The sequence below is a fragment of the Pseudomonas sp. B21-010 genome (assembly GCF_024749325.1).
Classification (GTDB): Bacteria; Pseudomonadota; Gammaproteobacteria; order Pseudomonadales; family Pseudomonadaceae; genus Aquipseudomonas; species Aquipseudomonas kilonensis.
The window spans coordinates 2,363,846-2,385,687 of the sequence record NZ_CP087198.1; the positions used below are offsets into that span (position 1 = coordinate 2,363,846).

Annotated in this window: 19 protein-coding genes; 12 read left to right on the plus strand and 7 right to left on the minus strand. The window is 62.2% G+C overall.

All coding sequences use genetic code 11. From position 1 onward, the window contains the following. Positions 1-28 precede the first annotated feature (28 nt). On the minus strand, positions 29-1,273 hold the full coding sequence (locus tag LOY50_RS10580; protein WP_253473280.1) for an FAD-binding oxidoreductase: 1,245 nt from the start codon (positions 1,271-1,273) through the stop codon (positions 29-31). Positions 1,274-1,278: 5 nt separating this feature from the next. Beyond that, positions 1,279-2,697 (minus strand): PLP-dependent aminotransferase family protein, encoded by a 1,419-nt coding sequence (locus LOY50_RS10585; RefSeq protein WP_253473283.1) that lies wholly within the window; start codon positions 2,695-2,697, stop codon positions 1,279-1,281. A gap of 296 nt (positions 2,698-2,993) precedes the next feature. Here LOY50_RS10585 and LOY50_RS10590 point away from each other — a divergent pair, with 296 nt between their 5' ends. From LOY50_RS10590 to LOY50_RS10610, 5 genes are all read left to right on the plus strand, one after another. Beyond that, positions 2,994-3,959 carry a transporter substrate-binding domain-containing protein gene (locus LOY50_RS10590; protein ID WP_253473286.1) on the plus strand — a complete coding sequence of 322 codons (966 nt, stop codon included), beginning with the start codon at positions 2,994-2,996 and terminating at the stop codon, positions 3,957-3,959. 52 nt (positions 3,960-4,011) lie between these two features. Next, on the plus strand, positions 4,012-4,788 hold the full coding sequence (locus LOY50_RS10595) for an amino acid ABC transporter ATP-binding protein (protein WP_249410642.1): 777 nt from the start codon (positions 4,012-4,014) through the stop codon (positions 4,786-4,788). Between the two features lie 3 nt (positions 4,789-4,791). After that, the gene (locus LOY50_RS10600; protein ID WP_253473289.1) at positions 4,792-5,472 is read left to right on the plus strand and encodes an amino acid ABC transporter permease; all 681 of its coding nucleotides are present in this window, start codon (positions 4,792-4,794) and stop codon (positions 5,470-5,472) included. 1 nt (position 5,473) lies between these two features. Then, positions 5,474-6,121, plus strand: a complete 648-nt coding sequence (locus LOY50_RS10605; protein ID WP_214509058.1) for an amino acid ABC transporter permease — start codon at positions 5,474-5,476, stop codon at positions 6,119-6,121. A gap of 224 nt (positions 6,122-6,345) precedes the next feature. Further along, entirely contained in the window at positions 6,346-7,365 is a 1,020-nt protein-coding gene (locus LOY50_RS10610; protein WP_253473293.1) for a hypothetical protein, read from the plus strand. Positions 7,366-7,374: 9 nt separating this feature from the next. Here the strand turns inward: LOY50_RS10610 and LOY50_RS10615 are convergent, their stop codons facing one another. Further along, complete coding sequence (locus LOY50_RS10615; protein ID WP_003200134.1) at positions 7,375-7,569, minus strand: hypothetical protein; 195 nt, start codon at positions 7,567-7,569, stop codon at positions 7,375-7,377. A 367-nt stretch (positions 7,570-7,936) separates the two neighbouring features. Between LOY50_RS10615 and glsB the strand changes: the two genes are divergently transcribed. Further along, the gene (gene glsB, locus LOY50_RS10620; protein WP_253473296.1) at positions 7,937-8,845 is read left to right on the plus strand and encodes a glutaminase B; all 909 of its coding nucleotides are present in this window, start codon (positions 7,937-7,939) and stop codon (positions 8,843-8,845) included. 62 nt (positions 8,846-8,907) lie between these two features. Here the strand turns inward: glsB and LOY50_RS10625 are convergent, their stop codons facing one another. Together LOY50_RS10625 and LOY50_RS10630 are read right to left on the minus strand one after the other, a co-directional pair. Next, positions 8,908-9,237 carry a hypothetical protein gene (locus tag LOY50_RS10625; protein ID WP_253473299.1) on the minus strand — a complete coding sequence of 110 codons (330 nt, stop codon included), beginning with the start codon at positions 9,235-9,237 and terminating at the stop codon, positions 8,908-8,910. A 634-nt stretch (positions 9,238-9,871) separates the two neighbouring features. Beyond that, a complete protein-coding gene (locus tag LOY50_RS10630) occupies positions 9,872-11,818 on the minus strand; it encodes a DNA topoisomerase III (RefSeq protein WP_258690803.1) in 1,947 nt (648 codons plus the stop codon). A gap of 244 nt (positions 11,819-12,062) precedes the next feature. On the opposite strand from LOY50_RS10630, the gene LOY50_RS10635 reads away from it, so the two are divergent. From LOY50_RS10635 to LOY50_RS10650, 4 genes are all read left to right on the plus strand, one after another. Next, positions 12,063-12,470, plus strand: coding sequence for a response regulator (locus LOY50_RS10635; protein WP_003200142.1), 408 nt, complete (start codon positions 12,063-12,065; stop codon positions 12,468-12,470). A gap of 103 nt (positions 12,471-12,573) precedes the next feature. Continuing rightward, positions 12,574-13,095, plus strand: a complete 522-nt coding sequence (locus LOY50_RS10640) for a sigma-70 family RNA polymerase sigma factor (protein WP_253473305.1) — start codon at positions 12,574-12,576, stop codon at positions 13,093-13,095. Further along, positions 13,092-14,051, plus strand: coding sequence for a FecR domain-containing protein (locus LOY50_RS10645; RefSeq protein ID WP_258690804.1), 960 nt, complete (start codon positions 13,092-13,094; stop codon positions 14,049-14,051). The genes LOY50_RS10640 and LOY50_RS10645 overlap by 4 nt, the downstream gene beginning before the upstream one ends. Positions 14,052-14,147: 96 nt before the next feature. Next, the gene (locus tag LOY50_RS10650) at positions 14,148-16,625 is read left to right on the plus strand and encodes a TonB-dependent receptor (RefSeq protein WP_258690805.1); all 2,478 of its coding nucleotides are present in this window, start codon (positions 14,148-14,150) and stop codon (positions 16,623-16,625) included. 43 nt (positions 16,626-16,668) lie between these two features. Here the strand turns inward: LOY50_RS10650 and LOY50_RS10655 are convergent, their stop codons facing one another. Beyond that, entirely contained in the window at positions 16,669-18,291 is a 1,623-nt protein-coding gene (locus LOY50_RS10655) for an MFS transporter (protein ID WP_258690806.1), read from the minus strand. A gap of 207 nt (positions 18,292-18,498) precedes the next feature. Then, a complete protein-coding gene (locus LOY50_RS10660; protein WP_253473333.1) occupies positions 18,499-20,142 on the minus strand; it encodes a GMC family oxidoreductase in 1,644 nt (547 codons plus the stop codon). A 130-nt stretch (positions 20,143-20,272) separates the two neighbouring features. Between LOY50_RS10660 and LOY50_RS10665 the strand changes: the two genes are divergently transcribed. Further along, positions 20,273-21,157, plus strand: coding sequence for a LysR family transcriptional regulator (locus LOY50_RS10665; protein ID WP_053123328.1), 885 nt, complete (start codon positions 20,273-20,275; stop codon positions 21,155-21,157). A 272-nt stretch (positions 21,158-21,429) separates the two neighbouring features. Further along, entirely contained in the window at positions 21,430-21,801 is a 372-nt protein-coding gene (locus LOY50_RS10670; RefSeq protein WP_253473336.1) for a cytochrome c5 family protein, read from the plus strand. Positions 21,802-21,842: the final 41 nt, after the last annotated feature.

The following is a 21,842-nucleotide window of genomic DNA, read 5'->3' on the forward strand; positions in this document are numbered from 1 at the left end:
ATGTACCCAACATGTGGCGAGGAGCTCTTTAGAAACGCTGCACGGAAAACCGTTCGAGCCATTGCGGTGCGGTGCCGGCGATGCACTCGGTGACCAGTTGTCCGGTCGCCCCGGCGAGGGTCAGGCCCAGGTGTTGATGACCGAAGGCGTAGATCAAGCGTGGCTCGTTCGGTGAGGGGCCGATCACGGGCAATGAGTCGGGCAGCGACGGGCGAAACCCCAGCCAGCGACGGGCAACCGGCTCGCGCAGGCCAAGCACGCGGCGCACGTGGTGTTCCAGATAATCGAAGCGTCGAGGATTGGCCGGGTCGTGAATCGAGCCCAGTTCTACCGTGCCTGCCACCCGCAGGCGCCCGGCCATGGGCGTCATGTAGAAGGCGCTTTCCACCGGACAGCAGGGCCGGTTGAGGAGCGTGTCCGGCAGGTCGAACTCGATGTGATAACCCCGTTCGGTGTCCAGGGGGATGCGATCGCCCATCTGCGCCGCCAGCACACCGGACCACGCCCCGCCGCACAGCACCACCCGGTCGGCCAAGTACTGCTGGCCGTCGGCGCTGTGCAAATGAAGCCCGTTGGCGGCGCGTTTTATCGCGATGACCGTCGCCTTGCGCAGCACCCCTTCGGCTACCAACGGTGCGGCCAGGGCTTCGATGAACAGCTTCGGGTCGTCCATGTGGGAGGACTCGGGAAAAAGCAGTCCGGCCACCGAGCGACCCGCCAGTGCCGGTTCCAGCTGTTCGATTTCGATGGCGCTCAACACCTGTTGGGCAATGCCCAGTGAGCGCCGCAATTCGATGGCGGCTTGTGCGGCGGCGAAGCCTTGCTGGGTGCCATAGGCATACAGGCAACCGTTGTGCCGCAAGCGCTGGTTGGCCAGGGGCGTGTCGGCCAGCAACGGTTCGTACCCGCTGTAGGTGCGTTGCAGGATCGTCGCCAGCGCCTGGGTATTGGCGGCGCAGCGCGAGGTCCGGCATTCATTGAGAAAACGCAACAGCCACGGCATCAGTCGCGGCAACCGGGCCCAGTTGATCACGAAAGGCGAATCGGCCGAGAACAGCAACGATGGGATGGCCCGCAGCAACGAGGGTTGAGCAATCGGCATCACCCCGTACGGTGCCAGCGTCCCGGCGTTGCCATACGAGGCGCCGGCGGCAATGCCATCGCGCTCGAGCACCAAGACCCGATACCCTTGGCGCCGCAACCAGCGCGCCGTGGCCACACCAACCACACCGGCGCCGATAACGGCGATCTCGCAATGAACGGGCTGTGTCATCGGCTTCAGATCCGGTTGTGCATGTGAAGGTGCCCCTGGCGAGCCAACTGGCTGATCACGGTCAGGGCCTTGACCAGTTGCTCCCGGGACAACGCGGCTGAAATGTTAATGCGCACTGCTTGCGGTGACAGTTCCGGGCTGAGGGTAAACGCGCCGCCGGGTAGCAGCACCACGCCCTGTTCCTGGCAGAGGCGGGCGAAGCGCGAGCTGTTCCAGGGTTCGGGCAGCAGCAGCCAGGCATGGGTGCCGGTGGCGCTGTGCTGAAACTCCAGCCCTTGCAGATGTGTCGCCAGTAGCGTCTGGCGGATCCGCAGCTCTTCGCGTTGTTCCGAGACCAATTGTTCGGCCAGGCCTTCCTCGATCAACCGTGTGGCGATCAGCGCCGTCAGCGGTGAATTGCTCCAGCAGTCGATGCGTTGCATGGCGATGATGCCCTGCAGCAACGCGGGCGGCGCCATGACAAAGCCCATGCGCAAACCGGGGGCGATGCATTTGGACAGGGCGCTGACGTAAATCGTCTGCTCCGGCAGCAGGGCTGCGAAGGGCGCGGGCGATTGTTCCAGCAGCGGTCGGTAGACGTCATCCTCGATCACCAGCACATCGGTCTGGCGAATGACCGCCGCCAGGGCTTCGCGGCGATCGGCGTCGAGGGTGATGGCGGTCGGGTTGTGAATCGATGGCACCAGGAACAGCAAGCGCGGTTGATGCTCGGCGCAGGCCTGGCGCAAGGCTTCGGGGCACATGCCGCGCTCATCGGCGTCGACACCCAGCAGGTTCAGGCCGAGGGTACGGCACAACCCGTTGATGCCCTGGTACGTAATGCTGTCGGCCAGCACCGTGTCGCCACTGCTGGTGAGGCTGCGCAAGGTATGGGCGATGCCGTGTTGGGCGCCTTCGGCGATCAGGATGTGATCGGCCTGGGCTTCGACGCCGGTGTGTCGCAACCATTGCGCAATGGCCTGGCGGGCCCAGAGCGGACCTTCGCAGGGGTGGTAATCCTTCATGTCGGCAAAACGCGGGTCATCGGCCAGCCGCGGCAGCAACTGGGCAAGCACCCGGTTGTAGCCGTCCGTGGCGGGGCGGTTGACGCTCAGGTCGGCGGTGCCTGGGTCGTTGCTGGGGGCCGACTGGAACTGCGCAGCCGGATGACGCCCCTGAGCCACTTGCGTACCACGGCCCGGCCGGCTTTCCACCAACCCTTTTTGCTGCAGCACCGCCATGGCCCGGGTGACGGTGGTGATGTTCACCCCCAGGGCACTGGCGAACTCACGATGAGGCGGCAGGCGATCGCCCGGCTTGAGCTGGCCATGAAGGATTGCGTGGGTCAGCGCGTCGGCCAGCTGCGCGTACAGCGTCTCGGCTTTCTCGCGATGCAGGCCGGCATGGTTCTTCAGTTCTTTCAGCAGTTTCTCAAATTGACTCATGAGTCCTTGTTCCTGGGTTGTCATGCTTCTTCGTGCGCCTTAAAGCAGACTTGTCATGCTTTTTATCCGATACAAAGGCCATTGACAAGGCAAAATAGCGTGATTAGTGTGTGAATTGTAATGCTTGTCATGCAGGTGCGCATGACAATGCGTTGAAAATTCGTTTCTCGCACCGGCTTCATTGAAGTCGAGCCCCGGAGGGGCGTGGTGGCCGCTTAGGGATCAGGCGGCAAGGTTGTTGTTTGGTTGTATGGCTTGTCCCGGTCAAAACCCTCAATTGCCAATAGGTGAAACCCATGTCCGACTCCAAATTCGATACCCCCGGCCTTTCCCGCCGTTCGGTGCTCAAGGCCGCCGGCTACGGTTCACTGGCCGCCGTCGCCGGCTCGGCCCTGGGGCCGATGCCATTCGCCTTCGCGGCCGGGCAACCGATCAAGACCATTCGCCCCGGTTACCTGACCGCCGCGTGCCTGGGGGACATGCCACTGGGGGCCCTGCGCGACGGCGTGCCGGTCGGCACTGACCTGGAATTGCTGAAGCTGATCGCCGACCGCCTCGAACTCAAACTCGATGTCTTGACCATGGGCTTTCCGGCGGTGATCGAAGCCGTGCGTTCGGGGCGCGCCGACTGGTTTGGCGGCAACTTCGCCTGGAACCCGATGCGTTCCAAGATCCTGTTGCTCACCGACGCGGTGTTCTACACCGGGGCATACGTGATCATGCGCGACAGCGAGCCGTTCCAGACCAGCATCAGCGTCAATGACATGAAAGGGCGTACGGTGGGCAGCAACACCGGCTATTTCACCATCCCCGACATGAAGAAAATCGACGGTGTAAAAGAGGTGAAACTCTATGACAACACCGACGCCTGCCTACGGGACGTGCGCGCCGGACGGCTGGACTTCGCCGTGCTCGACGCCCCCACCATCGACTACATGATCCTCCAGGACCCCAGCCTCAAGCTCAAGCAAGTGCCCATGGCCTACGACGAGAAATTCCCCAGCCTGACCGCCAAGTTCGAGGCGATCTGGGGCATTCATCCGCAGAACCAGGACCTGTTCGACGGCGTGAACCAAGGGCTACGCTGGTTACGGAGCACCGGACAGATCGGCCCCATCCTGGCCCGCTACGGCATCAAGAACCCCGACTACCTGGTGCCGCTGCCCAAGGACCAGCGCGTCGGCGTGGACCGGGACGAGCAGGGCAATCTCATCGGCCCGTTCAAGCACGCGCCCCGGGATTTCAGCCAGGCGTTTGCCTGACACACCCTCGCGCCTGCGCTCAACGATTGTCATCCACTTGCGGACATTGCTCATGGCTGAATCTCATCCACTGGTGCGGGTCGAGGGGCTTCACAAGTCCTTTGGCCGGCTGGACGTCTTGAAAGGCATCGACCTGCAGGTGCAGCAGGGTCAGAAAATATCCCTGATCGGGCCCAGCGGTTCGGGCAAGACCACCTTGTTGCGTTGCATCAACTACCTGGAAGAGCCGACCCGGGGCAGCATCTACATCGACAACGCGCTGATCGGCCAGCGCAAGGTGGGCGAGCGCACGGTGCCCATGGGCGACAAGGAGTTGGCCCGGATGCGCGCCAACATCGGCATGGTGTTCCAGCGCTTCAACCTGTTCCCGCACCTCAGTGTGCTGGACAACATCACTCTCGGCCCGCTGAAGGTCCAGCAGCGCAATCGCCCGGAAGCGGTGGAACTGGCCGAAGACTTGTTGAACAAGGTCGGCATGTTCGCCAAGCGCGATGCCTACCCGGACCAACTGTCCGGCGGCCAGCAACAACGCATTGCCATCGCCCGTGCCTTGGCGATGCGTCCCAAGTTGATGCTGTTCGACGAGGCCACCTCGGCGCTCGACCCGGAGTTGGTGGGCGAAGTGCTGACGGTGATGCGCAAGCTGGCCGAGGAGGGCATGACCATGATCATCGTGACCCATGAGATGCGTTTCGCCGAAAGCGTGTCCGACCAGGTGATTTTCATGGCCGATGGCAACATCGTCGAACAGGGACCGCCCCGGCAGATCTTCCGGGAAAGCCAGGTGGAGCGTACACGCGCTTTCATCAGCGCCGTTCAGGAGCATTGATCGATGTTCGATTCAAGCGAGCTGACCAAGTCTCTCGACCTGCTGCCCTATTTTCTTGAGGTCCTGGGCATCGGCGCACTGACCACCCTGGGCCTGACGGCGGCGTCTTTCATCGTGGCGGCGTTGCTGGGGTTTGGCCTGGCGCTGATGCGCCTGTCGCGTCACCGGGTCTTGCGATGGGTGGCCAGTGTTTACCTGGAGGTGTTTCGCAACGTCCCGATCCTGACCCAGCTGTTCATTCTTTATTTCGGCCTGACCTACATTGGCATCACGTTACCGGCCATCGGCGCGGCGATCATCGGTTTTGGCCTCAATGGCGCGGCGATGCTGTCGGAGGTGTTCCGTTCCAGCATCCTGAACGTCGATCGTGGGCAGAGCGAGGCCGCGTTCTCCATCGGCATGACGCGGGCCATGGCGATGCGCATGATCGTCTTGCCCCAGGCCTTCAAGGTGTCTATTCCAGGCATGGCGAACTTTGCCATCGGTTTGCTCAAGGATACGTCGCTGGCCTCGGCGGCGGCAGTGCCGGAGCTGACATTCAAGGCCAAGATGCTGGTGAGCGAGACCTACCAGACCAACCTGATCTATTTCCTGCTGGCCATCATTTACCTGGCGCTGAGCCTGGTATTGGCCCATTGGGCGGCGCGCACCGAGCGTCGTCTCACCGTGATCAAGGAGCACTGACATGGGCTATGGCGAGTTGTGGGAAGCCACCCACGTCGAACTGCTGCAAGCCGCCTGGGCCACGTTGCAGTTGGCGTTTGGTGCACTGGTGATTGGTTTGGCGGTCGGGTTGTTGGTGGCGCTGGCGCGCTTGTCCGGCTCGCCGGCGTTGCGTCGGTGTGCGTTGTTCTACATCGAGATTTTTCGCGGCACGCCGGCGCTGGTGCAGCTGTTCATCGTCTACTTCAGCTTGACGGCGGTGGGCGTGCAGTTCAGTTCGTTCCAAGCGGCGATGATCGGGCTGGGGCTCAATGCGGCGGCCTACTTGTCGGAAATCTATCGTTCGGGCCTGGAGGCCGTGCCCAAGGGCCAGGTCGAGGCGGCGAAAGCCATCGGCATGCCGCGCCTCCAACTGTTGCGTTGGGTGGTGCTGCCCCAGGCGATCCGCATCGTGCTGGCGCCCATCGGCAATGTGGCGATTTCCCTGCTCAAGGACACCTCGGTGGCCTCGCTGATTGCCGCACCGGACTTGATGCTGCGGGCCCAGGATTTGAGCTCCGTGTATTTCATGCCGCTGGAAACCTATGTGCTGGTCGGCGCCATGTATTTCGCCATGTGCTATCCGTTGTCGATGGCGGTGCGCAGATTGGAGCGGCGGCATAAATCCTGAGCAGCAATCAAACACTTTCGTAGATTCTTAGATGAAACCTGTGGGAGCAAAGCTTGCTCGCGATGGCGGTGTATCAGTCGACATCAATACTGCTGACACACCTATCGCGAGCAAGCTTTGCTCCCACAGGTTTTGCTTCAACAGGTTTTGTTTTCACAGGTTTTACGGTGCCTCGCGACCTATACTCAACTCCGTGAGTGACGTGAATCCGGGGTGGCGCGATCGTGCTGCGTTCGCTGATGTTGGCCGTTTTGCTCGTTCTGGCGGGGTGCGCCACGCCGCAGCGCGGTCAACAGGCTGCCACGGTGTCGATCGACCAGGCCACTTGGCGACAGGTGGACCAGCAGATCATCGCAGCATCGAAAAGCGCTATCGAACAGGCCGGACGCTACGCCCGCGGGTCGATGGAACATTGGCGTGTGTTGGTCTATGAGCGCACCGAGGCTGAGTTCATCCCCTGGTTCAGCAGTTATTGGACCCAGGAATGGCTGGCGGTGAAGGTCAGCTGGTATGCCGCCAGTGCCAAGGCTGAGGAGGATTCCCCGGCCAGGCGCCTGGCGGTTTACTTGCAAGAACAATATCGTGAGCAGGTGTTGGAGCCGGTGGCGGTGGAAATTGATCCCGAGGCGATCAGGGCTGCCGCGACGGACTACTACATACGCCAGCTCAATCAGCAGGTCCAGGTCATCGCCCTGCGGCATCGAATCCCGAACGAACTGATGAACCGGCGTCTGCACGGCATTCCTGCCATCAGCCTGGGGCCGCCGGCGGCGCGTAACGCGTCGTTGTACGAAGTGGTGCATACCGAACCGCTGAATACGCTGCCGGCTTATGCGGCCCTGATCGATCACGTCAATAAGGCCGCTGCCACAGGTGCCGGGCCCTCAGAGGCAGTGATCGCAACAGTGGCGCAACGCACCAGCGAAAAAATCGAGGCGCAATTTGCCACACGCGGGGCGACCGGCGCGGCGGCGGCGGTCGCCGGGAAGGCGGCCGGGGCGTTGATTTCGGTGGGGGTGGCGGGTATTCGCGCGATCATCCACGAGGGCGAGCGGCCGGAAATGGAGGCGCAGATCCGCAAAAGCCTGAGTGCTGCGTTCGATGAGGCGTGGTTCAAGTCGCTCAAGCATCCCCTCAGCGGGGTGATGGCACCGGTGTACTACCTGGACGAGGAAATAGAAGGCAACCTGGTGGAAGCGGAGCTGGCCAATCGCGCGGTGGCATTGCCGGACATCAAGCCGTGACGGGCCGGCTCATTCTGACCCGAGGGTGACACGACAACCCTTGCGCTGGCGGATCTGCTCGTCCGATGGGCGCTCCTTGATGAACTCGAAGCGCGGCTCGCCTTCGCTGTAGATCACCAGCCAACCCCATTCCAGCTCGCTTTCATCCTGCCCGGGCTTGGGCGGTGAGGCCCACCAGGGTTCTTTTTGCATGATCTGGCGCATCGTCTACTCCTGTCGATTGATCCTTTGCACTATAGACCGCTCGATTCGACGACCAGCGCCCATGAAAACGCTTGCATTCATTGCGGCGAACACGGCTGTTGTGGCGAGGGAGCTTGCTCCCGCTGGGGCGCGTTGTAGGAGCTGTCGAGTGCAACGAGGCTGCGATCTTGTCCCAGACAATTGAGTCTAGAGCGAAAGATCAAGATCAAAAGATCGCAGCCTTCGGCAGCTCCTACCACAGCCCAGCGGGAGCAAGCTCCCTCGCCACGTTTTTTTAACTGGCAAATCAGTGTGCTCTGACCTCGCCCACCAGCGTCTAGCGTCTGTATCCCCGCACTCGAACGGGGAATGACTGGACCCCGCGCATATGCAAGCACTGTTGAACGAGATCCTCGATGCGGTTCGCCCCCTGATTGGTCAGGGCAAGGTGGCCGACTACATTCCGGCCCTGGGCACTGTGGCGCCCAACCAGTTGGGTATTGCCGTGTATGGCAACGACGGCGAGTTGTATTGCGCCGGCGACGCCGAAACAGCGTTTTCGGTGCAGAGTATTTCCAAGGTGTTCAGCCTGGTGCAGGCCATCGGGCATTCCGGCGAAGCGATCTGGGAGCGCTTGGGCCATGAGCCGTCTGGCCAACCGTTCAATTCCCTGGTGCAACTGGAATTCGAACGTGGTCGACCGCGCAACCCGTTCATCAATGCCGGCGCGTTGGTGATCTGCGATATCAACCAGTCGCGTTTCGCCGCCCCGGCGTTGTCGATGCGCGATTTCGTACGCCGTCTGTCGGGTAACCCACAGGTGATGGTGGACGGCAAGGTCGCCGAATCGGAATACCAGCACCGCGCCCGCAACGCGGCGATGGCGTACCTGATGCAATCGTTCGGCAATTTCCATAACGATGTGGAAGCGGTACTGCGCAGTTATTTCAGCCACTGTGCCTTGCGGATGAGCTGTGTCGACCTGGCGCGGGCGTTCTGCTTCCTGGCCAACGACGGGTTCTGCAAGCACAGCGGCGAACAGATCCTCACCGCCCGGCAAACCCAGCAGGTCAACTCCATCATGGCCACCAGCGGCTTGTACGATGAGGCCGGCAATTTCGCTTATCGCGTCGGCCTGCCGGGCAAGAGCGGGGTCGGTGGCGGGATTGTCGCCGTGGTGCCGGGGCGGTTCACGGTGTGCGTCTGGTCGCCTGAGCTCAACGTCGCCGGCAACTCCCTGGCCGGCATGGCGGCGCTGGAACTGATGAGCCAGCGGATCGGCTGGTCGGTGTTCTAGAGCCTGCCTCACAAAAAAAGCCCGCTCCTGATCCAGGAGCGGGCCTTTTTGTCGAGTGGCGATCAGCAGAGGCGGTCGATGACCCGGACCTCAGAGGTGCTCTGCATCGACTGCCAGGCCTGGGTCAGCGTTTGCAACACGCGACCGATGAAGTCTTTGTCTGCCGCGGCCTTCTTGCCAACGTAGCCCTGGCCACGGCGGTACATCTTCAGCCGGGCACCCAGCTCTTGCGTGTTCTTTTCGAACTCGTCTTCGCGGGTGTAGGGCGACAGGCAGTCCATATGCACCTGGCCAGTCTTGCTGATCCACAGGATATGGCTGTCGAGAGTGTCCTTGTGTGCGGCGAATATGCGAGCCAGTTCATCAATAGATGGTTGATTATTCAGATTCATGTGTAAGCCCCTTGACCATTTGGTTGATCTGTCTGGTGGTTCGCAAAAACTTCGCTACTCGGTAAGTACCTGCCTGCTACCGAAACCAGGCCGTCAGCGTTCTTCCGTCGAACTTCGACGGGGTCGTGCATCGGTTGTGTAGTGTTATCGAAGGGCTGCTACGCAAATGCGCTGCAACGAAGAGAAACAGCGAAGAATCTTCAGGCAGTGTCAACTTTCGAGGGTTGAACCACGCGCATCATGAGGATCTTCGCCGACGTTTCTCGCCCTTGTTACCGGACGGTCAGGCCAGGTCAGCACCTTCAATCTGCCTTGTGGGCAGTCCCTTATCCAAAAAACAGCTCGGCGGTCAGACGAGCTTGCTCAAACAATTGCCTGTACTCCCGATCGGGGAGACGTCTGCATCATGCAAGGGCAAATCGGAGGCGTCAACGGTTTTGTAGTGATTATTTTTGATCACTACATATTGTCTGACAAAACGGTTTGGGTATGAGGATTTCCAGCCAGACCCCATTCAATGTGGGAGCGAGCTTGCTCGCGATGGCGGTGAATCAGCCCCAGATAATTGACTGACACACCTCTATCGCGAGCAAGCTCGCTCTCACAGGGGATTTATGGTGGGCCTGATTTCAGCTCAGGTTGCCTTGGTTTTAGTGGCTTTGCGCGGTGCGCCGCCGGTCTTGCGCTTGGTCGGCTTGCGTTTGTTTTTCCACGGCGTGGCGCCGCGCCCGGCGGGGCTGGCCGGGCCGCTGATGGTCAGGCTCATGCCTTGGCAGCGGGCGACGTGTTTGCTCATCCAGGCGGCTTGCCGGGTCACGAATTCTTCCAGGCTCATTTCGCCGCTTTGCACCATGTCCAGCGCTTGCTCCCAGATGGCCGTGGTGCCCGGGTCGGCGATGGCCCGGGGCACGGCGTCGATCAGGCTGAAGGCCGCCGGGGTAGCGGACAGCGCCTTGCCGTTTTTCACCAGGTAACCGCGGTCGAGCAGCCCCTGGATAATCGAGGCCCGGGTCGCTTCGGTGCCGATGCCGGTGGTGTCCTTGAGCTTCTGCTTGAGCAACGGGTCTTCTACCAGCTTGGCGACGTTCTTCATCGCCTTGATTAGGTCGCCTTCGGTGAACGGCTTGGGCGGTTGGGTCCACAGGTCCTTGGGTTTCACCTCGTCTACGGCGCAATCGCGGCCTTCGGCCAGCGCTGGCAAGGTCTGCGGCGCCGGTGCTTCACGGCCCCTGGCCGGTGCTAGCGCTTCGGGCAGGGCGCGTTTCCAGCCGGGTTCGACGATCTGCTTGCCCACGGCACGCAGCGCCTGGCCGGCACAGTCGAAGTCGGCCTGGGTCCGGTCGTATTCGTGGTTGGGCAGGAACTGCGCCAGGTAGCGTGCGCGAATCAGCGTATAGACCGCGCGCTGCTTGCCGGCGAGTTTGTCGAGGTTCCTGGCGGCGGCGGTGGGAATGATGCCGTGGTGGGCGCTGACCTTGGCGTCGTTCCAGGCCCGGGACTTGCGTTGCGGTTGCAGGTGCTCGCGCAGCGGTGCAAGGCTTGGGTCGGCCTGGGCGAGGGCGGCCAGGATGGCTGGTGCTTCACTGTGCTGGCTCAAGGGCAGGAAACCGCAATCGCTGCGAGGGTAGGTGATGAGCTTGTAGGTCTCGTAGAGCGACTGGGCGATGTCCAGGGTTTCCTGGGCGCCGAGGCCGAGTTTCTTCGAGCAGACTTCCTGCAGCGTGCCCAGGTCGAAGGGCAACGGCGCCGCTTCGCGCAGACGTTCGGTACGTACCTTCAGTGTCCGGGCGGTGGCGGCGTTGGCCATGGCTTGGGCGGCGTCCCGGGCCAGGGCCTGGTTCAGGCAGCGCTCCTGGTCGTCGCAGGCGTCCGGGTCGGCGCGCCACTGGGCGGTGAACGCCGTGCCTTCGTGGCTGAGCTGTACGTCGATGGCCCAGTAGGCGACCGGCACGAAGTCGGCGATGCTGCGGTCGCGGTCCACCACCAGCCGCAGCGTCGGTGTCTGCACGCGGCCCACCGGCAACACGCCCTGGTAGCCGGACTGGCGCCCCAGCAAGGTGAACAGGCGACTCATGTTCATGCCGATCAGCCAGTCGGCCCGGGATCGACCCAGGGCCGAGTGATACAGGTTGAAGGTTTCGGCCCCTGGCTTGAGGGCGGCCAGGGCCTTGCGGATCGATGCTTCGTCCAGGGCCGAGAGCCATAGCCGCCGGATCGGCCCTCGATAACGGCAATGTTCCACCAGCTCCCGGGCGATCATTTCGCCTTCGCGGTCGGCGTCGGTGGCGATCACCAATTCCTTCGCTTCCCCCAGCAGGCGCTTGACCGCCTTGTACTGGCTGGCGGTTTTCGGCTTGACGGTCATTTTCCATTGCGCTGGCACGATGGGCAGGTCGGCCAGTACCCAGCGCTTGTAGCGTGCGTCGTAGGCGTCGGGTGGGGCGGTTTCCAGCAGGTGGCCGATGCACCAGGTGACCGTGATGCCAGGGCCCAGCCAGCAACCGTCGCCACGGCGCGTGGCACCGAGCACGGCGGCGATGTCCTTGGCCTGGGACGGTTTTTCACACAGGTACAGCTGCATAGCGCCCTTTTCCTGAGCAGGTTTCATGGGGTTGTAGCATGGTCATGGATGCGCGCCAGGGCAAGTTTTATCTGTATGGATATACAGATAAAAAAGCGTTGCGCTGCGTTGCCAGGGGGGCTCTGGCGTGACATTCGGCGGCCTGTTGGCACACAGAATGAATTTCTCGCAGGGGGATTGCTCATAACTTCAAGGCGGTTGTTGCCGCAAAGAAGGTTTTATGAGGTCAAGGAGAGTCACTTTCATGAATTCGATGCCAAATGGCAACGGCCAGGCGACTACACGTTTGATTCTCGTTGTGGAAGATGATCCGACCATCCTGGAGTTCCTCTGTGAAATCCTCGAGGAGGAAGGGTTTGTCGTGGAGCCTCGGGAAAGCGCCGACGCGGCGTTGACGTTTCTCGAAGAGAGTGCCCATTACGTCGACCTGTTGCTCACCGATATCACCATGCCCGGCAAGATCGACGGCGCGGACCTGGCCAACCTGACCGGAGACCGCTGGCCACAGATACCGCTGCTGATCATGTCCGGCTTCGAAACGCCGGAAAGCGCGGGAATCAAGCATCACGCTTCGTTCATCGCCAAGCCCTGGGCGCTCGGACAGATGCTGGACCTGGTGGAAAGCACGGTGAAAAGTCACTCCATGAACTGAGCCATTCCAGCGAGTGGGCAGTGGCCGGGCATGTTTGGGTTGCAAGCGGCGATAGGCTCCATGACAATGCGAGTCATTATCAGTCGCGAATTATTCCATTGCCATGTCCGCCAACGATCTGACCCTACGCAGTGCTGTCGACGTTCTGTACAGTGATCATCACGGTTGGCTCCAGGGCTGGCTGCGCAAGCGTTTGGGCAACACCTTCGATGCCGCGGACCTTGCCCAGGATACGTTTGTGCGGGTGATCAAGGCGCGCACTGCGCTGGATATCCGTGAGCCACGACCGTATTTGTCGATGATCGCCAAAGGGCTGTTGATCGACCTGTTTCGCCGTCGCTCGCTGGAGCAATCCTACCTCGAAGTATTGGCGGCCATGCCGCAAGAGCAGCACCCCTCGCTGGAAGAGCAGGCGATCATGCTCCAGGCCCTGATGGAGATCGATCGCTTGCTCCTGGGGTTGGGGCCGCGGGTCAGGCAGGCGTTCATCCTGTCGCAGTTCGATGGCCTGACGTACCCGCAAATTGCCGAACGCCTGGGTGTCAGCGTACGCACGGTCAACAACCACATGGCCAAGGCCATGGAGCATTGCTGCCTGATGCAGATTCAATTGCAGCTTTCATGAACCTGCCCCCGGAAGAGTTGAACGCCATTCGCGTGGCGGCGCAGTGGTACGCCCGGCTGCATTCCGGCATCAGCACCGACGCGGACCGCGCCGACTGGCGCGCCTGGCTGGCTGCCGATCCGTTGCACAGCCAGGCCTGGCAACGCATGGCGGCAGTGGCCGAGCAGATGGCAAGCGTACCGGGTGCCTTGGCCGCACCGACCTTGAGCGACACCCATCATCGATCCCGCCGCCAGGTGTTGCGCAGCGCCTTGCTGCTGACGTCCGCTGGCGGCCTGGGTTGGTTGGGCTGGCACAGCCAGGCAAGCCAGCACCTGTTTTGCGATTACCGCACCGCCGTGGGTGAGCGTCGCGAGTTCCAACTCGCTGATGGCAGCACGGTCCTGCTCAACACCGATACCTCGATCAATGTTCGTTTCGATGGACAGCAGCGGCTCGTGGAGTTGTTGCGGGGTGAGGTGCTCGTGACGACGGCGGTCGATCCCTTGCGGCGTCCGTTCAAGGTGGTGACGGGGCCAGTCGAGGTGCTTGCGTTGGGCACGCAGTTTATCGTCCGGGCCCAGGCGCGGGGCGGCGAAGTGGTGGTGCTGGAGAAAGCGGTCGAGGTGAGTCTGCCGGCGATGGGGTCAAGGCGGCGGGTCGAAGCCGGCCAGCGCCTGGATTTCAATGAGCGGTCGCTGGGAACGTTGCGTGGCAACGATGTGTCGGTCGGTGCCTGGCAGAAAGGCAGCATCATTGCCATTGACCGTCCCTTGGCGGCGCTGCTGGAGGAGCTATCGCGCTACCGTCCCGGTGTGTTGCGTTGGGATCCGGCGATTGGCGACTTGACGGTGTCCGGTGTGTTTCCCGTCGATAACACCGATCTTGCCTTGGCCGCGCTGGAAAGTGGTTTCTCGTTGCGGGTGACCCGCTACAGCCGATTCTGGGTCCAGGTCGCAGGTGGCGACCGGCGGTGACGCTGTGTAATAAAAAAATCCGGGCCTGCACTTTTCATCCTCATCGTTCGGCTCTTCCTCAGTGAGTTTTTATCGACCGTTTTGGGGAGGGGAAATATGCCTTGGGTAAGCGCGCCAGGCCGTCTGGTGTTTGCAGTGAAAATCGGCTTGCTAGCTGTCACCACCGCCGGCGCCACGGCCGTGAATGCCAACCCGGTTCCAGGCGCCTCGGCGCAGTTGCGCTCGGTGCAGGCCTACGATATCGGCGCCGGCAGCCTGGTGGATGTGCTGACCCGTTTCTCCAGCGCCGCCGGGGTCGCTCTTTCGTTTGATGCCCGGCAACTTGAGGATCTGCAATCGCCTGGCCTGAGAGGTTCTTTCGGCGTGGGCGACGGCTTTGCCCGCATCCTTGGCGGTAGTGGCCTGCAAGCTGAGCCCCAGGCCAACGGCACGTATGTGCTGCGCCGGCTGCCCGCCAACGGTTCGGTCATGGAACTGGGAGCAACCAGCATCGAGGCACAGATGCTCGGGGCGACCACCGAGAACAGTGGTTCCTACACGACAGGCGCGGTGACCATCGGCAAGGGCGAGCATACCCTGCGCGAAACGCCGCAGTCGGTGACGGTGATCACCCGCAAGATGCTCGATGACCAGAACCTCAACACCATCGATCAAGTGATGGAAAAGACCCCCGGCATTACCGTCTACGACTCGACCATGGGCGGCAAGTATTTCTATTCCCGTGGGTTCCGCATGTCCGGCCAGTATCAATACGACGGCGTTCCACTGGACATGGGCAACAGCTATGTCCAGGCCGACAGTTTCAGCAGCGACATGGCTTATTACGACCGTGTCGAAGTCCTGCGTGGTGCCGCCGGGATGATGAAGGGCGCGGGCGGCACCTCCGGTGGCGTCAATTTCGTGCGTAAACGTGGCCAGGCCACGGCCCAGACCGAACTCAGTCTCTCGGGTGGCACCTGGGACAACTACCGTGGGCAGGTCGATACCGGTGGCCCGCTGAATGATTCCGGCACCGTGCGGGGCCGGGCGGTGATCGCCGAGCAGAGCCGGCATTTTTTCTACGACGATGCCCGGCGCAAGGACCAGATTTATTACGGTGCCCTGGATTTCGATCTGTCGCCCGACACGACGCTTGGCGTGGGCGTTGCCTATGAAGACGTCGATGCAAGCCCTTGCTGGGGCGGGCTTCCTCGCTATCGGGACGGTAGCGATCTGAAACTCAGCCGTTCCACTTGCCTGGATCCGTCGTGGAACACTTGGCGCAGCCAGCGGACCACGGTGTTCAGCGATCTCAAGCATCAGCTCAATGACGATTGGGCGGTGAAGGTCGCTGGTGTCTATACGAAAAATACCCAGGACATCAAATACGCCTTTGCATCGGGTTCGGTGGCGCCGGGCACCTCGACCACCAACCTGCTGGGCAGCATGTACGACTACGACCAGGTCGATTACGGCCTCGACGCCTACCTGGACGGCAAGTTCGACGCCCTGGGGCAGCAACATGAATTGATCGTCGGTTTCAACGCCAGTCGTTCGGACAAGGATGACTTCTTCTCGGTGGCACTGCTGCCACAGAAGCAGAACGTGTTCGATCCGGATCGACATATTCCCGAACCGGACGACAGTTACTTCATCGAAAACTCGACGCGCGGTGGCCCGGTCAAGACCGTTACCCAGCAGCAAGGCATGTATTCGACCCTGCGCCTGAAACTGGCGGACCCGTTGACCGTTGTCGTCGGCAGTCGGGTGAGCTGGTACCGCTCCAAGACCGACTCGGTGTTCCTCACCGGCGGTTCGGAGCATGCCAAGAGCACGGAGACCGGCCAGGTCACGCCGTTTGCCGCCGTGCTGCTGGACCTCAATGAGCACCTGACGGCCTATGCCAGTTATTCGGATATCTTCACGCCCCAGGGCAACTATCGTTCCGAAAGCGGCTCGGCGCTCAAGCCCCTGGTGGGCGAGAGTTATGAGTTGGGGATCAAGGGCGAATGGTTCGAGGGACGCTTGAACAGTGCTTTCAACCTGTTCCGCACGCTGCAGAAAGACCAGGCCCAGACCGACTACTTCTCCAGTTGTGCGTCCTCGGACGGCTTCTGCTATGAGAACGCCGGCAAGGTTCGCGCCCAGGGCTTCGAAGCCGAGATCAGCGGTGAAGTCATCGAGCGCCTGCAACTGCTGGCCGGCTACACCTACACCCAGACCAAGACCCTCAGCGACATAGACACCAGTCTCAACGGTGGTTCGTTCAACAGCTACGTGCCGCGCCATGTGCTGCGCCTGTGGGCCGATTATACCCTCGGCGGAGCGTTCGAACGGGTTAGTGTCGGTGCCGGGGTCAATGCCCAAAGCGATAATTTCCGGGTATCGCCGGCGACGGGCGAGAAGATCACCCAGGCCGGTTATGCCGTGTGGAATGGCCGTGTCGGCTACCGCATCGATGACACCTGGTCGGTGGCCCTCAATGGCAACAACCTGTTCGACAAGCGCTACTACACCACCATCGGCACCGAGAATTTCGGTAACTATTACGGTGAGCCGCGCAACTTCACCATGACCGTGAAGGCGCGCTTCTGATCCCGGTGGCGAGGGCGCCAGTGCCCTCGCCACGGTTTCGTCCTCAGTTTTTATCCAAATCCACGTTCCGGGTTTCCCGCAGGCAGATCATGCCCACCACCAGGCTCACCCCGGTGATCACCACCGGGTACCACAGCCCATAGAAAATATCCCCGGTGTAGACCACCAGGGCGAACGACACGGTGGGCAGGAAACCGCCGAACCAGCCGTTGCCGATGTGATAGGGCAGGGACATGGAGGTATAGCGGATGCGGGTCGGGAACAGTTCGACCATCAACGCCGCCAGCGGTCCGTAGCACATCGCCGAGATGATGATCAGCGCCACGATCAAGGCCACGATCATTGGCCGGTTGATCTGCTGGGCGTCGGCCTGTTGCGGATAGCCTGCCAGTGTCACGGCGCCGCGCAGGGCGGCTTCGTCGTAACCTTCGAGTTTCACGTCACCGACGCTGACCTGCACCGTACTGCCAGCCGGAGCCGCAACGCTGCTGTAGGGCAGGCCTTGCTTGACCAGGAAGGTCTTGACCTTGTCGCAAGGGCTGTCGAAACGCGCCTTGCCCACCGGGTCGAACTGGAAGGTGCAGGTGGCCGGGTCGGCGATCACGGTGATCGGTGCCTGGCGGCTCGCCTGGTCGATGGCCGGGTTGGCGTAGTGGGCCAGGGTCTTGAAGATCGGGAAGTACAGCGCGGTGGCCAGCAGCAGGCCGATCATCAGCACCGGTTTGCGCCCGACCTTGTCCGACAGCCAGCCGAAAAAGATGAAGAACGGTGCGCCGATCACCACGCTGACGATCAGCAGGCTGTTGGCCAGGACCGGGTCCATCTTCAGGAACTGGGTGAGGAAAAACAGTACGTAGAACTGCGCGGCATAGAAGGTCACCGCTTGCCCGGCGTTGATGCTGAACAGGGCGATCAGCACCACTTTCAGGTTTTCCCATTTGCCGAAGGATTCGCGGATCGGCGCCTTGCAGCACTTGCCTTCTTCTTTCATTTTCAGGAAGGCCGGCGACTCATGCAGGCTCAGGCGAATCCAGGTGGAGATGCCCAGCAGCAGGATCGACAGCAGGAACGGAATGCGCCAGCCCCAGACTTCGAACTGATCGCCGGTGAAGTAGCGGCAGCCCAGCACCACCAGCAGCGACAGCAGTAGCCCGAGGGTGGCGGTGGACTGAATCCAGCTGGTATGGAAACCGCGCTTGCCCATTGGCGCGTGCTCGGCAACGTAGGTTGCTGCGCCGCCGTACTCACCACCCAGGGCCAGGCCCTGGAGCATGCGCAACAGCACCAGGATGATCGGCGCGGCGATGCCGATGCTGGCGTAGTTGGGCAGCAGGCCGACGCAGAATGTCGCCAGGCCCATGAGGATGATGGTCGCCAGGAAGGTGTATTTGCGCCCGATCATGTCTCCCAAACGACCGAACACCAGTGCCCCGAACGGCCGCACGATGAAGCCGGCGGCGAACGCCATCAGGGCGAAGATGAACGCGGTGGTGTCGTTGACCCCGGCAAAGAACTGCTTGCTGATCACCGCCGCCAGGGCGCCATAGAGGAAAAAGTCGTACCACTCGAACACCGTCCCCAGGGACGAGGCGAAGATGACTTTCTGGGTTTCCTGGCTGGTGCCGACGCTGCGCGTGGCTTCCAGGGGCTGAACATGCTCGGACATAGCGGTATCCCTCACAGTGATTGTTTTTGTTGTTCCACTGCGACGCCGGGGTGGCGTCTCCTGATTTGACACACTTTCCTTGAATCGACTCAGCCCCCTTGTGGGAGCGAGCTTGCTCGCGATAGCGGTCTGTCTGTCGCCTAGGTGTTGAATGTGCCGCCGTCATCGCGAGCAAGCTCGCTCCCACAGGGGGACTTTTGTTGTTTTTCAGACCGTGGCCGGCTCCTTTTGGGGCGTGGTGATTCTTGTGTCTGCCTCAAGCATCATCTGCGCCGCCTTCTCGGCAATCATCAACGTCGGCGAGCAGGTGTTGCCCGAGGTGATGCGCGGCATGATCGAGGCGTCGGCAATGCGCAGGCCCTTGATGCCATGGACACGCAGTTGCGCATCCACCACCGCGTCGCGATCCTGGCCCATGCGGCACGTGCCGACCGGGTGGAAAATCGTCGTGCCGATGCGGGCGGCGGCCTGGTGCAACTCCTCTTCGGTTTGCAGGCTGGACCCCGGCAGGTATTCCACCGGTTTGAACGCGCTCAGGGCCGGGGCCGCGACGATGCGTCGGGTCAGGCGGATGGCGTCGGCGGCGACCCGCAAGTCTTCGGGGTGGCTCAGGTAATTGGGTTGGATCAGCGGCGCTTCGTGCGGGTCGGCCGAACGAATGTCCACCCGACCACGGCTTTGCGGGCGCAGGTCGCAGACCGATGCGGTGAACGCCGGGAAGCTGTGCAGCGGTTCGCCGAAGCGTTCCAGGGACAACGGTTGTACGTGGTATTCGAGGTTGGCCGAGGCCTGCTCCGGGCCCGAGCGGGCGAATGCGCCGAGTTGGCTGGGGGCCATGGACAGCGGGCCGCTGCGGTCGTACAGGTAGCGCAGGCCCATGCCCATTTTGCCCCACAGGGTGCCGGCGATCTGGTTCAGGGTGCGGGCGTTTTCCAACTGGTAGATCAGCCGCAGTTGCAGGTGGTCCTGCAAGTTACCGCCGACGCCGGGCAGCTCATGCGTCACGCCGATGCCCAGGCGTTGCAGCAGGCTGCGCGGGCCGATCCCGGAACGTTGCAGGATGCCCGGCGAGCCAACGGCGCCGGCGCACAGGACAATTTCCTTGCGGGCCTTGAAGGTCATGCCCTTGCCTTGCCAGCGGGCGCTGATGGCGTGGGCGCGGTCGTCACGCAGCAACACGCGGTCGACCTCGACGTCGGTCAATACCGTGAGGTTGGCGCGGTGGCGAATCGGCTTGAGAAATGCCTTGGCCGCGTTCCAGCGCACCCCGGCTTTCTGGTTGACCTGGAAGTAGCCGCAGCCTTCATTGTCGCCGCTGTTGAAGTCGTCGACGTTGGGGATGCCGCTCTGTTCGGCGGCACTGCGAAAGGCATCGAGAATCGGCCATGACAGGCGCTGGCGTTCGACCCGCCATTCCCCACCGGCGCCGTGAAATTCGGACGCGCCGGCAAAGTGGTTTTCACTCTGGCGGAACAGCGGCAGCACGTCGTTCCAGGCCCAGCCAGCGTTGCCCTCGGCGGCCCAGCCGTCGTAGTCCGCCGCCTGGCCGCGCATGTAGATCATGCCGTTGATGGAGGAGCAGCCACCCAGGACCTTGCCGCGGGGGTAGCTCAGGGCGCGGCCTTGCAGGCCGGGTTGTGCTTCGGTCTTGAAGCACCAGTCGGTGCGTGGGTTGCCGATGCAGAACAGGTAGCCGACCGGGATGTGAATCCACGGATAGTTGTCGCGCCCGCCGGCTTCGAGCAGCAGCACCCGGTGTTGCGGATTGGCCGACAGCCGATTGGCCAGCAGGCATCCGGCAGGGCCGGCGCCCACGATCACGTAATCGTATTCATCGACGACAGGTTGCATTCGCGACCTCATTCTTGTTTTTGTGGGATCCATCCTAGTTGTTAGTTTTCGTCAAAAGAATGTTAGTTTTTGCGCAGCGGCTGTGCGTTTATAAACAGTCATGCCTTCAGGCGCGTTCAAGGATCGCCTCATGTTCGACTGGAATGACCTGCGTTATTTCCTGGAGCTGCAACGCAGCGGGCGTCTGCTGACGGCTGCACGGCGCCTGAACACTACCCACGCCACGGTGGCCCGGCACATCGAGGCCATCGAGAAAAGCCTGGGCACCGCGCTGTTTGTCCAGCATGCCCAGGGCTATGAACTGACCCCGGCCGGCGAGACGCTGCTCAAGCACGCCGAAGCCATGGAGAACGTGGCGTTGCTGGCCCAGGAGGACATCACCCAGTCCAGTGCGCCCCTGGGCAAGATCCGCCTGGGGGTGACCGAAGGGCTGGGCATCATGTTCCTCGCCAGTCGCATGGACGGGTTGTTCCAGCGCTATCCGGGGCTGGAGGTGGAACTGGTGGCGGTGCCGCGCTTTGTCAGTATCCTCAACCGTGAGGCGGAAATCAGCATCCACCTCGAGCGCCCGGCGGCCGACCTGCTGGTCACCCGCAAGCTCACCGACTACAGCCTGGCGCTGTACGCCAGCCAGGCCTACCTGGACCGTTCGCCAGCACTGCGCAGCCGCGAGGACCTGGCCCGCCATGCCTGGATCGGGTATGTCGATGACCTGCTGTTCAGCCAGGAACTGATGTTCCTCAACAGCTTTTGCCGCAACCCTCGGGTGGTGTTCCACAGCACCAGCGTCATCGCCCAGCAGCAGGCCGCGCGCTCCGGCCTGGGGATTGCCGTGCTGCCTTGCTACATGGCCAGCGGCGACCCGACGCTGGTGCCGTTGCTGCCGGACGAAACCATCCGCCGCAGCTACTGGATCAGCACCCGCCGCGAACTGCACAAATCCGTACGCCTGCGGGTGCTGTGGGATTACGTGGTGCAGCTGTGCGAGCGCGAGCAGGGGCTGCTGTTGCCCTGACCCCAAATCCGGTGACATCCCTGTGGCGAGGGCGCTTGCTCCCGCTGGGCTGCGCAGCAGCCCCAAAACCTCAGTTCGCAAAGTCCCTGACCCACCGCAATGAATGATCAGGGCTGCTTCGCACCCCAGCGGGAGCAAGCTCCCTCGCCACAGAGGGCGCAGCGAATGGGCTGGCCGCCCAAGCCCCCTTTTATGGCCCCCAATGACCTCAAGCCGAAGCAGTGGCGTGCCTTAGTGTTGACCCACAACAAAAGCGCCGCCGAGAGGGCCCCATGCCGGCAACGACACCTTCAACCTGGCTCAACCCAGCCTTCATCCTCCTGCTCGGCACCTTGCTCGCCGGCTGCGGCGAAGAGGCCAAGCCGCCCGCGCCCACGGTGTTCACGGCCATGCCCAGCGATGCGGCGCTGGCCCAGGTCTACGACAGTAGCTGCAAGCTCTGCCACGCCAACCCTGGTGCCGGGGCGCCGTTGACCGGCGATACGAACGCCTGGGCGCCACGGGTGGCCCAGGGCGCCGACACCCTGCTGGACCACGCGATCAACGGCTACAACGGCATGCCGCCGATGGGCCTGTGCATGCACTGTTCCGAAGAACAGTTCCTGGCCCTGATCGCCTTCATGTCCGGTCATCACTTCCAATAATAAATACGGGTACTACGGCATGACGATGGACTCCTCACGGC

Coding starts and splice junctions, on each gene's coding strand:
- LOY50_RS10595 (WP_249410642.1), top strand. CDS start 4,012: ATGGCTGAATCTCATCCACTGGTGCGGGTCGAGGGGCTTCACAAGTCC.
- LOY50_RS10635 (WP_003200142.1), top strand. CDS start 12,063: ATGAATTCGATGCCAAATGGCAACGGCCAGGCGACTACACGTTTGATT.
- LOY50_RS10645 (WP_258690804.1), top strand. CDS start 13,092: ATGAACCTGCCCCCGGAAGAGTTGAACGCCATTCGCGTGGCGGCGCAG.
- LOY50_RS10585 (WP_253473283.1), bottom strand. CDS start 2,697: ATGAGTCAATTTGAGAAACTGCTGAAAGAACTGAAGAACCATGCCGGC.
- LOY50_RS10650 (WP_258690805.1), top strand. CDS start 14,148: ATGCCTTGGGTAAGCGCGCCAGGCCGTCTGGTGTTTGCAGTGAAAATC.
- LOY50_RS10590 (WP_253473286.1), top strand. CDS start 2,994: ATGTCCGACTCCAAATTCGATACCCCCGGCCTTTCCCGCCGTTCGGTG.
- LOY50_RS10660 (WP_253473333.1), bottom strand. CDS start 20,142: ATGCAACCTGTCGTCGATGAATACGATTACGTGATCGTGGGCGCCGGC.
- LOY50_RS10615 (WP_003200134.1), bottom strand. CDS start 7,569: ATGCGCCAGATCATGCAAAAAGAACCCTGGTGGGCCTCACCGCCCAAG.
- LOY50_RS10580 (WP_253473280.1), bottom strand. CDS start 1,273: ATGACACAGCCCGTTCATTGCGAGATCGCCGTTATCGGCGCCGGTGTG.
- LOY50_RS10625 (WP_253473299.1), bottom strand. CDS start 9,237: ATGAATCTGAATAATCAACCATCTATTGATGAACTGGCTCGCATATTC.
- LOY50_RS10605 (WP_214509058.1), top strand. CDS start 5,474: ATGGGCTATGGCGAGTTGTGGGAAGCCACCCACGTCGAACTGCTGCAA.
- glsB (WP_253473296.1), top strand. CDS start 7,937: ATGCAAGCACTGTTGAACGAGATCCTCGATGCGGTTCGCCCCCTGATT.
- LOY50_RS10665 (WP_053123328.1), top strand. CDS start 20,273: ATGTTCGACTGGAATGACCTGCGTTATTTCCTGGAGCTGCAACGCAGC.
- LOY50_RS10600 (WP_253473289.1), top strand. CDS start 4,792: ATGTTCGATTCAAGCGAGCTGACCAAGTCTCTCGACCTGCTGCCCTAT.
- LOY50_RS10655 (WP_258690806.1), bottom strand. CDS start 18,291: ATGTCCGAGCATGTTCAGCCCCTGGAAGCCACGCGCAGCGTCGGCACC.
- LOY50_RS10640 (WP_253473305.1), top strand. CDS start 12,574: ATGTCCGCCAACGATCTGACCCTACGCAGTGCTGTCGACGTTCTGTAC.
- LOY50_RS10670 (WP_253473336.1), top strand. CDS start 21,430: ATGCCGGCAACGACACCTTCAACCTGGCTCAACCCAGCCTTCATCCTC.
- LOY50_RS10630 (WP_258690803.1), bottom strand. CDS start 11,818: ATGCAGCTGTACCTGTGTGAAAAACCGTCCCAGGCCAAGGACATCGCC.